The organism is Mycoplasma sp. 3398 (assembly GCF_053851555.1).
In genome coordinates, this window is the sequence record NZ_JBSQAW010000009.1 from 17,147 (window position 1) to 32,992 (window position 15,846).

The window sequence follows — 15,846 nt, forward strand, 5'->3', positions numbered from 1 at the left end:
TTTTATTCTTGCACTAATTTCTCTTCATCACTCTTCTTATTTTTTGCAAGTTCAACATTAATCTTTTTAAGTTCTTCTAAAATTAGTTCCTCTGTGGTTAATGGTTTTGGCTCCTCAACTTCTTCAACTATTGGTAATTTTTTTGCCTTGTGATACTGAATGATATTCCTAATCAAATATACTAAAAATAAGCTTACAAATATAACCACTGTAACAATAAGAAACTGAATAAGTGCCGCAAGAAATTGACCAATAAGAATATTGCCGATTTTAATGTCCTTTACCTCGTTAACATTAAAAACAGAAGTAATAGCTGCAAGAATAACATCCTTAGCTAGCGAAGATATTACAGCGCCAAACGAGGTACCTAATAATAACCCTATGGCTAGCATTATCATATTTCCCCGCTTAACAACATTCTTAGCATCCTTGAATGCATTTTTTACATATTTCTTTTTTTCTTCAAATTCTTTTTTATTCATTTTGTTTTACTCTCTTTTTATATGAATTCTTATTGGCCATAATTGCTAAATTCCCTATAATTGATATAATTCAAAAAATAGGAAAAAGAGGAAAAATTGTTGATAAAAACAAAATAGTCTTCCCAAATTTATTAGTTTTTCATGGAGCAAATGAAAGAACAATAACATCTAATATTCAAGTTAAGATAGCACCCAATAAGGAAAAACCTAGAATAATAAATCATTTTAAATTTTCTTTGAGTAGATTAATAATATCATTGAGAAAATCATTTATTCCTTTATAGGCCTGGTTAACATCCGAACTCTCAAATTTGTTATTAACAGAACCAAGAAAATTAGACACGGATGCATAAATAAAGTATCCAGAAATAATAAGACCTATAAAAACAAGAATCTTAAAAATAAATGAACTTATACTTATTTTTGCTTCACTTTTCATTTTTTTTACTCCATTTTTAAAAAATATTAATAATGTATATAATTATATAAAGTATTATTTAATAATTCCTTTTTTTATAAAGTACACAAGATAATTTCATCTGGAGGGTTAAAATATGAAACCAACAAAAATATTTGGTTTAGGCGGAATGCAAGAAATTGGAAAAAGCACACTAATAATTGAATATGACCAACATATTTTTATTATTGATACCGGAATTAAGTTTTGCGATAGTTTTGTTACCGGGATTAACGGTTCAATTCCAGATTTTACTTATTTAGCTGAAAACCAGGATAGAATTGAAGGACTTTTCATAACACACGGGCATGAAGACCATATCGGTGGTGTTCCATATTTGGTTCAACAAGTAAATGTAAAAAGAATTTATGCCCCAAGAATTGCTATTCAATATCTAAAACTTAAGTTTTCTGATATGAAAATTAAGGTAAATGTCCAGTTTATTGAAATAAACCGAGATCTTGTGGCTGATTTTGGCGATTGTAGTGTTGATTGATGAACTGCTCAACATTCAATTCCTGACGCATTTGGTGTTAGAATCAAAACTCCAAATGGATCATTAATGATGACTGGTGATTTTAGATTCGATTATCGACCTATTGGCAATTTAACCGATTTCTCAAAACTAAAAAAGATTGGCGAAGAAGGGCTAGATGTCTTATTTTCGGATTCAACTAACGCCATGCGCCCTAACCATTCTCCATCAGAAAGCGATATATTAAAAGACATAAAAAAATATATGTTAGAAGCCGAAAAGAAAATCATCATTACGGCATTTGCATCAAATCTTACAAGAATAAAAGCAATCATTGAGCTCGGTGCTTCATTAGGCAAAAAAGTTATTGCTTTTGGTAGATCAATGATCGATAACATTGATATCGGTAGAAGATTAGGTTATATAAATGCGCCTGATGAAGTCTTTATAGATAAAAAAAGTCTTTCAAAATATAATGACAATGAATTACTAATTTTGACAACCGGTTCCCAAGGCGAAGAAATGGCGGGACTAGCCAAGATGTCATATGATAAACACCCAAATATATCAATCAAACCTAAGGACACAATAATTTTTTCATCTAGTCCAATACCAGGAAATAGATCTAAATGTGAGTTATTAGTTAATAGGTTATATAAACTAGGAGCAATTATAAGAGAAAATGGTGTTGATGGCTACTTGCACACCTCAGGGCATGCATACCGTGATGAACATCGAAAGATATTTGAATTAACAAAACCAAAATATTTCATGCCATATCATGGTGAATTTAGAATGAGTGTGGTTCATGGCTATACAGCAATTGAATCAGGAATCAAACCAAATAACATTATTATTGCTAAGTTGGGGGACGTTTATTATTTACAAAACCATATGATTTCTTTATCAAATGAAAAAGTATATTTTGGTCCTGTATTTATAGATGGAAACATTCTATCAAAAACAAATTCACAAATCATGAAAGAAAGAATGGAATTGGGACAAAATGGTTTTGTCCATGTAATAATGGCTATTAATAAAGAAAAAAATATAATTCTTGGAAAGCCAAGAATCGTATCAAGAGGAGCATTTTTTGTTAAAAACTCATTGCAATTAGTAGAAGACGCAAAAAGACTTGTACACGGGGCGGTTTTATACACAATTAAAAACGAAAAAGATTGAACGATACCTAGAATTAAACAATTAATTATCGATAGACTTGACCCTTTCTTTTATAAAAGCAAAAGAAGAAATGTTGTTATTATTCCTACTATTCTTCTTGTTGATCAAGTTGAAATTAATAAACAAAAGATGCAGAAAGAAAACAATACTAAAAAATCAAGTCAAGTTGAAACTGAAAACAAAAATTCAAAACCAAAAAAAATAATAAGAAAAAACTCAGCAAATAAAAAAAATAAACAAATTAAAAAAGAAAAACCTAAAAAAGTTGAAAAACCCCTTGAAGAATAGGGGTTTTTATATCATCGTTTTTAAAAAAGAAATAACCATATTTATTATTTGTATAACATCAATTTCATCAATATTACTCTTAAAATATTCAAAATCAGCTTCAATCCAATACAAACCTCTTAATAAATTTATATCCTTACTTTTTTGTGAGTGGTTTCGGCATAAAAAACCTCCCTTATAAAATTCAAAATCTACAATATGTTCTTTATCTCCACACTCTACACATGAGCTTAAATTTTGCCTATAACCAAACATATCTAAAAAAGCTAATAAGATATAAATAAAACTATGGTTTGGTTTTTTTTCAACATTTTCTAAAAAAACCCTATATCTAGCATATAAAAAATTATTGTTTTGCTTACCTGCTCGCTTTAAAAAGTAATGAACTTTATTAAATATATCTTGCAAGGTTTCTTGCAATGGAAAAAACGAAACTAGTGTTGCTCTTTTTAGTCTAGGCATGTTACTAACAAATTTCGATCTTATTAATTCAAAATTTGACAATCCTAATAATAATAAATTTCTTCTATTTTTGGATTCAACATTTTGTATTCCTTTGGCAAAAAAATAACAAACACCCGATTGTGTCAAGGCTTGGATGATAGCATCATTATCACCATGATTTATTATTTCTAGAACTATTCCCTCGGTCTCGAATTCTCTATTAACCATATAATATAATTTTACTTTCTATTTTTTAAAAAAATAAAATAAAAAAGCAACGACCTATCTTCCCTTATGGTATTTTCGGCACGGAAGGTCTTAACTGCTGAGTTCGGAATGGAATCAGGTGGGCCCCTTCGTTATGATTGCTGTAAATATAATTATATATTAAAAAAATTTTTTTATAATATTTTTTAATATTTTTTTAAAATTATTATTTTTATATCGATAAACTTGTTTTTTTAATTAGAAATTGCAAAACATGTTTGCACATTATTTTATAATAAAAATTAATTTTATTGTAAAAATAAAATTCATTATATCTAGATATGCTTTTTACTTATAAAGGTTTATTACCGCAAAAAAGTAACTTAATTTATATTCCCAATCAATATATCAAATCATCTTGCATAATTTTTAAAGCATAAGGGTTTGGATACAAAATGTTTCTATTTTTTTGCTATTGTTTTAACAAGATAGTCAATAAAGAATATTAAAAAATATATCTATAATATTTTTAATTGTATTTCATAAATAACCAAATATCTTATTTATGAAAATCCGCAAGTTTCTTGTTCTAACTATGTTTCATTATTTTAACAATTAGCTTAATTAATATTATTCTAGTTTTTTAAAGCTTTGCATAATATCCTAACTTTATCTAATTATTCAAAACTATTTCTCTACTTACTAGAAACAAAATAATATTAAAAACCAGCCGTATAGCTAGTTTTATAAAAATTATTTTTTTAAATATTATTGCGCAATTATATATTATCTTTTCGCAATGACTAAGGTTTTATCTTTTTATTTAGTATGCTTGCTATATTTTAATATATATTAAAATTACATTTTTTTATTCTTTCTATGACGTTTAATCATATATCAAGTGCCAACGCTTGCGCCTGCCAACGTTGGTATTACCACAAGTGGGGTTGCAATTGCAGCTACATTAACCTTAGATTTACTATCTTTTTTAGAAATATCAGGTTTTTTAGGAATACTAGGGTTTTTCTCTTCTTCTTTTGGTTGATTCATTTTAGAATTATCTTTTTTTGGATCATCCTTCTTGTTGTTTTCTTGTTCAAGAATGGCCTTTTGAATTTGTAATTTTATGCTTCTTAATTCTTTTATGTTTTTAGCTTTTTTAGCTAATTTTTCTAGTTCTTTTTTCTTTACATTTGAGTCACTTAATTTATCTAATTCTTTATTAATTGTTTCAAACTCTTTGCTAAATTCTTTATTAGCTCTTTCAATAATATTACTTAATTTTTTAGGATCATCAAGGCCTTCTTTTAATTCTTTATCAAATTGAGATTTTATATCAGAACCTTCTAACTTATTAACAGCATCCACAGCATCTTTTTTTATCTTGGCATTATCCTGCGACTTTTTTTCTTGGGTTATTTCTTTTAATAAAAGCTTTAGCGCCCCAATGTTTTTTGCGCTGTCAATTCTTGCTTGGTAATCCTTTTTGTCCAATAATTTATTATATATATCTAATACTTTTTGCTTTTCGGCATTATAAATGGCTTCTGCTTTCTCGGCGACACTAAGAAGTTTAGCCATATCACCTTTAGCATTAGCAAGTATTTTTTTAAATTCATCATATTGACTAGAACCTTCAAGTTGGTCAACTGCTTTTTGTGCTCTTTTAGTTAAATTAACCAAATCCTGTTCTTGCTTTTCAACCAATAAAATTTTCTGCAATTCATCTAACTTTTCTATATTGTTAGCATTATTAAATTTTTCAACAAAATCTTTTTTATCATCAAGGCTTTCTAAAATCTTGTTAACTTCTGTTTTTTTAGTAGTATATTCAAGATTTGCTTCTTTTATTAATTCTAAAAGTTTATCTATTTCCTCTTGTGATGTTTCTAATCTCATTTGATATTCATCATGCTTTGATGAACCAACTGTTTTATCAACTGCCTCTTTAGCATTTTTTCTTGCGTTTAGCAAATCCTCGTTTGCTCTAATTTCCTTAGCTTCCTCTGCAATTTTTTTCAATTCTGTAATATTGTTTGATTTTTCTATTTTTTCAATATTTTCTCTTCTGACTTCTTCATCAAGAATAGAATTTACTATTCTAGTAGCATTTTCTTTTTCATTAATAAATTCATTATTGGCTTCTTCAAAAATAACAGTCAATTGTTCCAAAGTTAAATTTTGATTTGATAAACGCTTTTCAAAATCATCATGCATATCTGAACCAATAGTTTTTTCCACAACTGCTTCTACGTCTTTTCTAAACTCACTAATTTGCTGTTTAATAATCTCGCCATATACTCTTTGTAAAACCTTAACGTTTCATGCATTATCTATTTGCTCACGAAATTTCATTTTTTCTTTTAGTTTTTGGAATGATTCTTCTGCTTTGCTTTTTAATGTATCATACACTTTTTCAGCATCATCTCTAAGTTTAATTAATTCTTCCATTGGGGTATTTTTTGTAACTTTTAATGCTCGCTGTTTAATATCTTTTTCATATTCATCTGAGCCTTTTGCTCTAACGGCAGCTGTTAACGCTTCAAGTCTAATCTTGTCATTAATTAATTCCTTATCCACTTCTTTTGAAAGCTTATTAGCTATACTTTCTCCAGCGATGTTTCTTATTTCGGTAATAATTGGAATAATTTTTTTTAAGGTATTGACATACTGTGGAGAAGATGGATTTGTTCCATCTTCTACTTTTAATAAATCTATTATTTTAGTATCAATTTCCACATTTTTTTTATTATTTTTTAACAACTCAAGGGCTTCAAATTCAGCAATAACAACTCTAATAAAATACACATCATCATATTTGGAATCTAATTGGTTAAAAATACTAAGTTTTTGAGGCTCCTCCTTTGCCTTTGAATCACTATTAATATTTTGTTTTTTTATTTCTTCGTTAAGAAAAATTTCGTAATTAAACGAAGCTTCTTTAAATAAACGAATAAAATCTCTTCAAGATGACGACAAAAATGCGATATTATATTCTGAAAATTCGTTGTTAAGTTTATTATCTGGAACGATATTTAATTCATCATTATATTTTTTATATGGTAATTCATCAATTTCAGCAGAATCATTAATTTTGAGCAATTTCTTCAAAACTTTATAGGCATGCAACAAGTTATATTGTGTTTTTAAAGTCATTGCAGAATAAAAAATATTTAAATCGTCCAAATTCTCGATTTCATCAGATGTTGGCTTATGAATTATTGAATTATCAAGAATATCAGTGGTTCTATCTTTTGCTTCTAAAATCTCTTGTTTATTTTGAACATCCTCACTCTGGCGACTAATTACGGCAGGGGTTGTTGGAATTAAAACGCTCGAAAACACATTCAACAATAAATTAAATAACCTCATAAAAACACCTCATTTATTTTATGTTTAAATTTATTTAAAAATAACTAATTCCAAAATTTGAAAAATATTAACTTTTTTATAAAAAAATTTATTATTTTAAGAATTAAAATTAGTCTCGAATTAAATTAAAATTTACATGTTAACTGATTGATTTGTATTGCAAATATTCAAATCTATCTTATTTTAAGGACTTTTTTATTACATTAAAATGTGGAAATAACATTTTATATAATCAATCATTAACTATATTATATAGTAAATAGAATGAAATTACCAAAGTAATTAGTTATAACTTTTTTATATTTTTTTTAAAACATGAAGATTATTATTTCATAAATTTATAAATATCAGTTTTTAGTTATCTACAATGCTTTAAAGTAAAAAAAGGAAATAAAAAAAGCAACGACCTATCTTCCCTTATGGTATTTTTGGCACGGAAGGTCTTAACTGCTGAGTTCGGAATGGAATCAGGTGGGCCCCTTCGTTATGGTTGCTATGGATATAATTATATACTAATTTTTTTTATATTCATTTTTTTTAAAAAAATATCCATTATGTAAATTCTCAATCATTTTATACTATATTGCAATTCTCAAATCTCTTACTCAAAAAGTAAGTAGGAGATAAATTTACACAAAATTTACTACATCACCAGTTTTTCCTGATTACTGGTTTAATTTTTAAGTCTTAAAAATAAATTTGATATCATAGGTTTAATAAACATTTTTAAACTATAAAAGTGTTGCGATTTGATTGAGAATTAATAAGAAAAAACCAGCCAAAAAGGCTAGTTTTAATTTTGCAGATAAAATTATAAATTGTAATGTAATTCGACAATTTCTTTCAAGGTTTCAAGAGGTAATGCACCGGTCTCTAATAATAAATTCAAAAATTCCTTAATGTTTTCCTTATTTGATACAAATTCTTCCCTTGAAAGGCCTTTTGACTTACGAACTCTGTCATATAGTTTCAACATTGCTTCTTTACCTGAATTATACGATGTTGCTTGTCCGGGTAGATTTAAATAACGTTTTGATTCTGATGTAATATCACCAATTCCTAATGCTGAGTTAGCATGTAGGAATTTTCTTATGTCATTAATCGAAGCGCCAGCTGGTAAATCATCAGTACCTTTAATATCTCCATGATATGCAGTATCAACAGCACGTCTCATGTTACGCAATTGAGCTTCATTTAAAGCACCAAAATATTGCAACATATTAGCTAATTCAACGGCTTTCAAAGTATGCAATTTATCATCATCGATTTTGTTTTTTGAAACAACTAAATTTCAATACACGCCACCATGTAGTTCCTTCATTCCTTTAATTTCTTCGTTAGTTACATATTGTGGTCTTGTCGCTTTAACAAAACTTGTAATTCCTTTTGCTGATTTGAAGCTAACAGGTAGAGCGTAATAATCTTCATTTTCAAAGTCAGGCGTTCCATATAAACCTGCCTCGATTCCAAATCATTCCATAAATAAAGCTCAACCTTCCTTGTATGAAGTATAGTTAAAAATGTCTCCTATCGTTAGGCCATCAACAGTTTTTAGAAATTTTTGCGCATAGTATATTTGATTGTGATGTCCCATGACGCTTTCGTGATTAGCAAATGAAGTTACTGACCATTTTGGCAAGCCAAAATAAGGGTCCGCATTAAATGTAAATGCACCAAATCCGTCTTTTTCAACCTTAGCTCTCCCGTTATATGCACCGACACCTGAACTTAAACGAGTTGAATATTCATATGTAGTAATTCCATATCTCGGCACTTGTTTAGGGAAATAAGAATATCCTTCGTTAATAGTAGTGTCTCTAAATTGATTATAACCTTTAAAAGCTTCTAAAGCTCCGTAATAAAACTGGTCATTTGTAATTGAACCATATTTAGAATTTTGACCTTTTAAGAATTCATAACCTAAAGTCTTTAAATTTTTAATAGCATCTTGTAATTTTGGGTCTTTTTCCAATTCACTCTTCTTTTCTTGCGTGTAATATGAGGAATTTTCGCGACCAAAAAAGAACTGTTCTTGGTTTAATCATTTATAAAACTCAGGCAAATTAATATTCCCATTTGCATCTCTTATTTCAAGTACAACATCCTTAACCTCTTGTGGGCCAACACCATCAGAATCATACTTAATAGTTGGGGTTCATGGCTCGTTCTCATTTCCGGTAATTAATCTGGCGACTGCTTTTGCAGTTAATTCCATGTTCTTAACAGCCGTCTTTGTTGTTTCATAACCCGAATTAAATACGTCCTGTGCAGAATCATTTGAAGTTGTAGCAAATTTTAAAATACCATCATATATCTTTTTACCAGTTGTATTTTTCTCATCACCAGGAATACTTGATAAACCAACATTTTTAGCATCAAGATCTTTTTCAGTTAAACCAAGCCCGTAAATTGAAACAACTTTTTTACTTGAATTATCAAAAATTTCAATAGTATTTTCTAATTCGTTAACTACATTTGATTTAAACACCTTAAGCTCTTCTAAATTTTCGCCTAAGCCAGTAGTTGATGCTTTGTAATATTCAGTTGCATAAAATTTATGGAATGCCTTAGTTTTTTCATCAAGAGTTTTATTAGAATCAATTATCTCAATAACAGACTTTGATTCTTGTGTTCCTTTTGCAAATTCTAGCAATTCTTTTGAATAATGTCTTGATAAAATGATATTAACATTGTTTTTAATAACAACTTTTGATAAAACAATATTAGCTTGCATTCCTTCGTTTAAGTTTCTTTGCATCTTTTCGGCTCTATCGCCAGTTATTCTTAAAATAGTTTTATAAAATGAATTAACTGGGTAAGCTGATGTTGGTCCACCTTCATAAAATGCACCTGCTAGTCGCCCTTGTGAAGCATAGACGGTTTGTGCGATTTCCCAATCATATTTCAATCCACTTGCTCAGGCTGTTGTAGTTACATTGAGATTATTAGAGTTAATTTTTGAAAATGAATCAATTCATTTTTGATAGTATTTAACAATCTTATCAACATCTTCTTTTTCAGGATAGAATATGTCAATATTTGCCGCCAAATCATCTAATTCTCTCTGAAACTTATCATATGAAAGAACAATATATCTAGCTGTATGTTTGTAATTATTATCATAATACTTAGCATCACCATGTTGGGCGATTTTAGCTAAATAAGGCAATATTGCATTATCAATGTTTACTTTGTATTCTAACTCAAGATTTCTAATTTCGCTAGCAAGCATTTCGATTTCTTTAGCAATTTTTGTGGCTTGTTCACTCTTTTTATCATTCAATTCATTATACTTTGTATTTAAATCTTTTAGTTTGGTATTCTTTTCATCAATATTATTTTTTGTATCAACATTTGCCTCAACTGCCTTTGCCTCAGCATTTGTTAATTCGCTTTCTAGTTTCTTGTTTTCATTAATTGTTTTTCTAAATAAAGCATTTTGAGCAGCAAAAGGGATTACAGTAAAAATCACAGGAGCTGCAACTAAGGTGCCAACAACCGAAGTTATTATTAATGCTTTTTTTGTTTTTTGAGTCATATATATTATTTAAAATCCTTTTATTATATGTCTAATTTAAAAATATAAATCCAATGTTTAGTAGTTCCTGCCAAAAATTGCAGGTACCTTAATTTTAAATGAAAAAGCATAAAAATATTTATCTTTGATACTATACAGAGTTTTAGTTTCACTACAAGAAAGGAAAATTAAAAACATCTAGACTAGCTAGATGTTTTTAAAAAAGAATAATTAAATCTCTTATAGTTTGTAATGTAATTCTACAATTTCCTTTAAAGTTTCAAGAGGTAATCCACCTGTTTCTAACATTAGATTTAATAGTTCTTTAATGTTTGCCTTATCTTCGACAGTAACAAAATCTTTTCTTGAAAGTCCCTTTGATTGACGTACTCTGTCATATAGCTTCAACATAGCTTCTTTACCAGCATTATATGATGTTGCTTGTCCAGGTAGGTTTAGATAACGTTTTGATTCTGATGTAATATCACCAATTCCTAATGCTGAGTTAGCATGTAGGAAGTTTCTAACATCTTGAATTGATGCACCGGCAGGTAAATCTTCTTTTCCTTCAATTCTTCCATGGTATGCAGGATCGACAGCACGTCTCATGTTACGTAATTGAGCTTCATTTAAAGCACCAAAATATTGTAACATATTAGCTAATTCAACAGCTCTTAGAGTGTGTTCTTCATCGCTTGAGTTATTTTTGCCTTCTGATGCAACTAAACTTCAATATACACCACCATGTAATTCCTTCATTCCTTTAATTTCTGCAGCAGTTACAGCTGATTCATCTTGCGATATTGCTGAAGAAACGAAGCTTGTAATTCCATTTGAATGTTTAAAACTTACTGGGAAAGCGTAATAGTCTTCGCTGTCAAAGTCAGGAGTTCCGTATAGTCCTGATTCAATTCCGAATCATTCCATAAATAAAGCTCAACCTTCTGCATATGAAGTGTAATCAAAGATATTTCCAACAGTTAATCCATCAATAGTTTTTAAAAACTCTTTAGCGTAATAGATTTGGTTGTGGTGTCCCATAACACTTTCGTGGTTAGCAAAAGAAGTTACTGATCATTTTGGTAAGCTGTAGTATGGGTCAACATTAAATGTAAATGCACCAAATCCATCTTTTTCAACTTGTGCATTACCATTATATGCACCAACACCTTCTTCAGCACGTCTTTTATATTCATATGAAGTGATTCCGTATCTTGGAACACTCTTAGGGAAATATGAATATCCATGATCAATTGTAGTATCTCTAAATTCATGGTAACCCTTGAATGCTTCTAGTGCTCCATAGTAGAATTGTTCATTTGTAATTGAACCATATTTGGTGTTATTTGTCTTTAAGAACTCATATCCTAATCTTTTTAGATTTTGTCTTGCATCCTCTAATTTAGGATCATTTGCTAAATCTTGTTTTTTAGCTTCTGTGTAATATGAAGCATCTTCACGGCCAAAGAAGAATTGTTCTTGGTTTAATCACTTATAGAAATCAGAAATATTAATTTCACCATTAGCATCTCTAATTTTTAATTTAACTTCTTTAACTAGATTTGGTCCAAGACCATCATCATCATACTTAATTGTTGGAGCTCATACACCTTTGTCTTTTCCAGTAATTAATTTAGCAACTGCAGCAGCTGTCAATTTCATATTTTTAGCAGCTGTTGTCGTTGTTTCATAACCTGAATTAAACACATCTTGGGCTGTATCATCTGTAGTAGTAGAGAATTTTAAGATACCACTATAAACCTTATCTCCATTTGTTACACCTGGTTTTCCTACGATAGAATTTAAACCAACATTCTTAGCATTTAGGTCTTTTTCAGTTAAACCAACACCATAAACTGTTTTAACATCATTGCCATCAAATACTTCAACGTGATTTTCTTTTTCGTTGATTTTATTTGTTTTATATAGTTTTAATTCATCTAGATTTTCACCCAAACCTGATTTAGAAGCCTTGTAATATTCATCAGCATAGAATTTGTGGAATTTCACTAATTCTGGGCTTGATTTAGCTAATTCTTCATTTTTTGCAATAAGGTCAGTAACTTTTATTTCCTCGTCAGATCCTTTTAAAAATTCTGCCAATTGCTCTTGGTAAAAATTAGATAAAATTGATCTTACATTATTTTTGATAACCACTTTTGATAAAACAACATCAGATTCAATTCCTTCTTTAAGATTCTTTTGAACCTTTGAGGCTCTCGCATTATCAATTGCACTAATTGTGTCATAAAAAGCATTGATAGGATATGCTGAAGATAGACCTCATTCTAATCAAACACCAAGTAAACGGCTTTCTGATGCATAAACTGTTTTAGCTATTTCTCATTCATATTTTAATCCGCTTACCCATGCTGTTGAGGCAGTGTTTAGGTTTCTTGAATTAATTTTCGAAAATGTATTAATTCAATCTTGATAGAACTTAATAATTTCTTGAGCATTTTCCTTGCTTGGATAATTTATATCTAAATCATCTCTAGAAGCAAGTTTTGCTAAATCTCTTTGAAATTTTTTGTATGACAATACTACATATTCGGCTGTATTTTTTAAGGTACCTTCATAGTATCTCAAATCACCTTCTTCAGCAATTTTTGCTAATATAGGTAAAATTTTAGATTCAATATTTTCTTGATATTGATCGTCAAGTTGAGCACGTTCTGCTTCAGCATTTCTAATTTCTTGTTCTAATTTTGCTTTAGTTGCTTCATCAGCATTTTGGCTTTTTTGTGTTAAGTCTGCAATTTGAGCATCCTTAGCATCGATTTTAGCTTTTAAAGCCTTATTTGCTTCATCTTCAACAGCTGCTTTCTTAGCTTCTACATATTCTTTCTCATATCTTTGATTCTTTTGAGTTTCTCTTTTAAATCATGAAATTTGAGCGCCATATGGAATTATTGTAACTACTGTAGGTACTAAAACAATACCGCCTACAATACCACTAATAATTAGGGCTTTTTTTGTTTTTGGAGTCATATATATACTTATCCTTAATTTAGTTTATTAATTTATCATTTAATAAAATTTTTTACCTTTTGATAAAGTTTAAAAAATAAAGATTTGTGTGTCCACAATAGATACACATTTTTTATTATATTACATTTGCCTTTAGTTTACATAATTAGAGGAAAAAATGGACCAAAAAAAGTCAAATCTCAATCTTTTTAAGATATTTTATAATTTAACACCTCAATCAATCGAAATGATTTAGCATCATTTGTTTTATTATAAAATTTATATAAGTAAAAATATATTTTTTTATTATAGAGGTAATGTATGGAAAATCAAAAAAAAGTAATATTAACAGTAATTGATGGTTTGGGTCTTAGAAATGAAAGACAAGGAAATGCTTTTGCACAGGCTTATCATCCAATATTTGATTATTTGTTTGCAATGTGTCCTAATTCTGTTTTGCAAGCATCCGGAGAATATGTAGGCCTTCCAAAAGGTCAAATTGGGAATTCAGAAGTCGGCCATCTAAACATCGGGGCAGGAAGAATTGTATATACTGGTTTATCATTGATTAATAGAGCAATAGAGACTGGTGATTTTAAAAAAAACGAAGTAATAAATAAATTAATTGATAATTCAATAGCAAACAATACCACTTTGCATTTAATGGGCTTGCTAAGTAATGGCGGTGTACATTCATTAGATAACCATTTATTTGAAATTATAAAACTTGCCAACCACAAGGGACTTAAAAAAGTTTCAATTCATATTTTTGGTGATGGTCGAGATGTCAAGCCACAATCAATTAATGATTCATTGATAATACTTAAAAAATTATCGGAAGATTTCAATTATCCGATTTCAAGCATTTCAGGGCGCTTTTATGCTATGGACCGTGACCAAATATTCGAAAGAAATGAATTGGCACTTGAAGCGATTCTTGGTAAATCGCCCATCAAGTATAAAGATATTAATAAGTATATAAACGAACAATATAATCAAGGAATTTATGACGAGTTTTTCTACCCTGCACAAAACCAAAATGGCTTATTTTTAAAAGAAAATGATAATGTTTTTTTCTTTAATTTTAGACCGGATCGTGCTAGACAACTTAGTCATCTAATTTTAGATAGCAAACTATATGAATATAAACCTAAAAGCAAAACAAAACCAAATCTCTTTGCTTCTCTAATGAAATATGAGGGTATTAATTCCTTAGTCGCATTTAAAGAAATGCAAGTAGATAACCCACTTGGAGAAGTGTTAGCCACCAATAATCTAAAACAACTAAGATTAGCAGAGACTCAAAAATATGCGCATGTGACCTTCTTTATGGATGGTGGAAAAGAAGTTATTTATAAAAATGAAGATAGAATTTTAGTAAATAGTATCAAAGCTGCAAGCTTTGCTGATTATCCTCATATGTCAGCTAAAGAAATAACTGACGAATTGCTTGAAAAAATTAATGATTATGACTTTGTTATCATGAATTATGCTAATCCAGATATGGTGGGTCATACTGGAAATTTACAAGCAACAATAAAAGCAATTGAGTTTCTAGATGAACAATTTGAACGAATTCTTAAATTCGTGATAGCTAATCGTGATAAAGTAACATGATTCATAACTGCTGATCATGGAAATGCCGAAATAACTGAGGATGAAAATAATAAACCTGCAACAAAACATACAACAAGTCCGGTTTTATTTGTTTCAACTGATAAAAATATTGAATTAAAAAATGGGTCGCTTTGTGATGTTGCACCCACAATTCTTGAATATTTAAATATTCAAAAACCAAAGGAAATGACAGGACAATCATTGCTAAAGAAGTTCTAATTAAATTTATAAAAGTAATATAAGTGTTAATTCTTAATCAAATTGCAACATTTTTATAGTTTATTATAGTTTAAAAATCCTTATTAAACTTATGATATCAAATTTATTTTTTAAGACCTAAAAATTTAAACCAGTAATCAGGAAAATTAGCAAAGTGTGACACTTTGCTATTATTTTTTTGTCAATCTATATATTTCGAAAAAAAATTAAATAGTAATATATTCTTAAATTTTAGTTGAGTAACTATTTTTAAATTAACCTTACGGTCCTTATTTTTTAAGCTTTATTCATATTTAGATTGGTTAATTGCGTTTTTAAACATTGATTTTAAGTGGCTCATTTCTTCCTTTAAACCTGATGTATTTAATTTAAATTTTTCTAAATTTCTAATCAAGTAATTAAACTTATCCGTAAATGTCGAAACTACTGACTTATGCGTTACGACTATCAAACTCAATTTATAAGTCAAAACGTCTCAAACGTCAAGATTTTTACCTATTAAAAAATCTCTTGTGAGTTAATCACTGTTTGCTTTGTAACGATTTTCCGGAGTTTTAAAACAATATTCACAACTTGAGTTCATACAAAATAAAACTTTTATTTTCTTTGAAAAATT

At 28.8% G+C, this 15,846-nt stretch carries 9 protein-coding genes and 2 rRNA genes; 2 read left to right on the forward strand and 9 right to left on the reverse strand.

The window, feature by feature from the left end:
• Window positions 1-2: 2 nt before the first annotated feature.
• Together ACWXVK_RS02845 and ACWXVK_RS02850 are read right to left on the reverse strand one after the other, a co-directional pair.
• Window positions 3-482 (reverse strand): large conductance mechanosensitive channel protein MscL, encoded by a 480-nt coding sequence (locus ACWXVK_RS02845; RefSeq protein ID WP_444704993.1) that lies wholly within the window; start codon window positions 480-482, stop codon window positions 3-5.
• Entirely contained in the window at window positions 475-921 is a 447-nt protein-coding gene (locus ACWXVK_RS02850; protein ID WP_455994631.1) for a hypothetical protein, read from the reverse strand. The genes ACWXVK_RS02845 and ACWXVK_RS02850 overlap by 8 nt, the downstream gene beginning before the upstream one ends.
• A gap of 115 nt (window positions 922-1,036) precedes the next feature.
• On the opposite strand from ACWXVK_RS02850, the gene ACWXVK_RS02855 reads away from it, so the two are divergent.
• Window positions 1,037-2,884 (forward strand): RNase J family beta-CASP ribonuclease, encoded by a 1,848-nt coding sequence (locus ACWXVK_RS02855; protein ID WP_438340617.1) that lies wholly within the window; start codon window positions 1,037-1,039, stop codon window positions 2,882-2,884.
• Between the two features lie 6 nt (window positions 2,885-2,890).
• Here the strand turns inward: ACWXVK_RS02855 and recO are convergent, their stop codons facing one another.
• The 6 genes from recO to ACWXVK_RS02885 all read right to left on the reverse strand — a co-directional run bounded on the left by recO (window position 2,891) and on the right by ACWXVK_RS02885 (window position 13,415).
• Window positions 2,891-3,556 carry a DNA repair protein RecO gene (gene recO / locus ACWXVK_RS02860; RefSeq protein ID WP_456017193.1) on the reverse strand — a complete coding sequence of 222 codons (666 nt, stop codon included), beginning with the start codon at window positions 3,554-3,556 and terminating at the stop codon, window positions 2,891-2,893.
• A gap of 41 nt (window positions 3,557-3,597) precedes the next feature.
• Window positions 3,598-3,701, reverse strand: a 5S ribosomal RNA gene (gene rrf, locus ACWXVK_RS02865).
• Between the two features lie 692 nt (window positions 3,702-4,393).
• Window positions 4,394-6,907, reverse strand: coding sequence for a hypothetical protein (locus ACWXVK_RS02870; RefSeq protein WP_456017195.1), 2,514 nt, complete (start codon window positions 6,905-6,907; stop codon window positions 4,394-4,396).
• Window positions 6,908-7,301: 394 nt separating this feature from the next.
• A 5S ribosomal RNA gene (rrf, locus tag ACWXVK_RS02875) occupies window positions 7,302-7,405 on the reverse strand.
• A gap of 313 nt (window positions 7,406-7,718) precedes the next feature.
• Window positions 7,719-10,445 (reverse strand): DUF885 family protein, encoded by a 2,727-nt coding sequence (locus ACWXVK_RS02880; protein WP_456017196.1) that lies wholly within the window; start codon window positions 10,443-10,445, stop codon window positions 7,719-7,721.
• 219 nt (window positions 10,446-10,664) lie between these two features.
• Window positions 10,665-13,415 carry a DUF885 family protein gene (locus ACWXVK_RS02885; RefSeq protein ID WP_456017198.1) on the reverse strand — a complete coding sequence of 917 codons (2,751 nt, stop codon included), beginning with the start codon at window positions 13,413-13,415 and terminating at the stop codon, window positions 10,665-10,667.
• A gap of 300 nt (window positions 13,416-13,715) precedes the next feature.
• Here ACWXVK_RS02885 and gpmI point away from each other — a divergent pair, with 300 nt between their 5' ends.
• Entirely contained in the window at window positions 13,716-15,230 is a 1,515-nt protein-coding gene (gpmI, locus tag ACWXVK_RS02890) for a 2,3-bisphosphoglycerate-independent phosphoglycerate mutase (RefSeq protein ID WP_456017199.1), read from the forward strand.
• Between the two features lie 283 nt (window positions 15,231-15,513).
• On the opposite strand, the gene ACWXVK_RS02895 is transcribed toward gpmI, so the two are convergent.
• The gene (locus ACWXVK_RS02895; protein ID WP_456017200.1) at window positions 15,514-15,681 is read right to left on the reverse strand and encodes a hypothetical protein; all 168 of its coding nucleotides are present in this window, start codon (window positions 15,679-15,681) and stop codon (window positions 15,514-15,516) included.
• Between the last annotated feature and the right edge of the window lie 165 nt (window positions 15,682-15,846).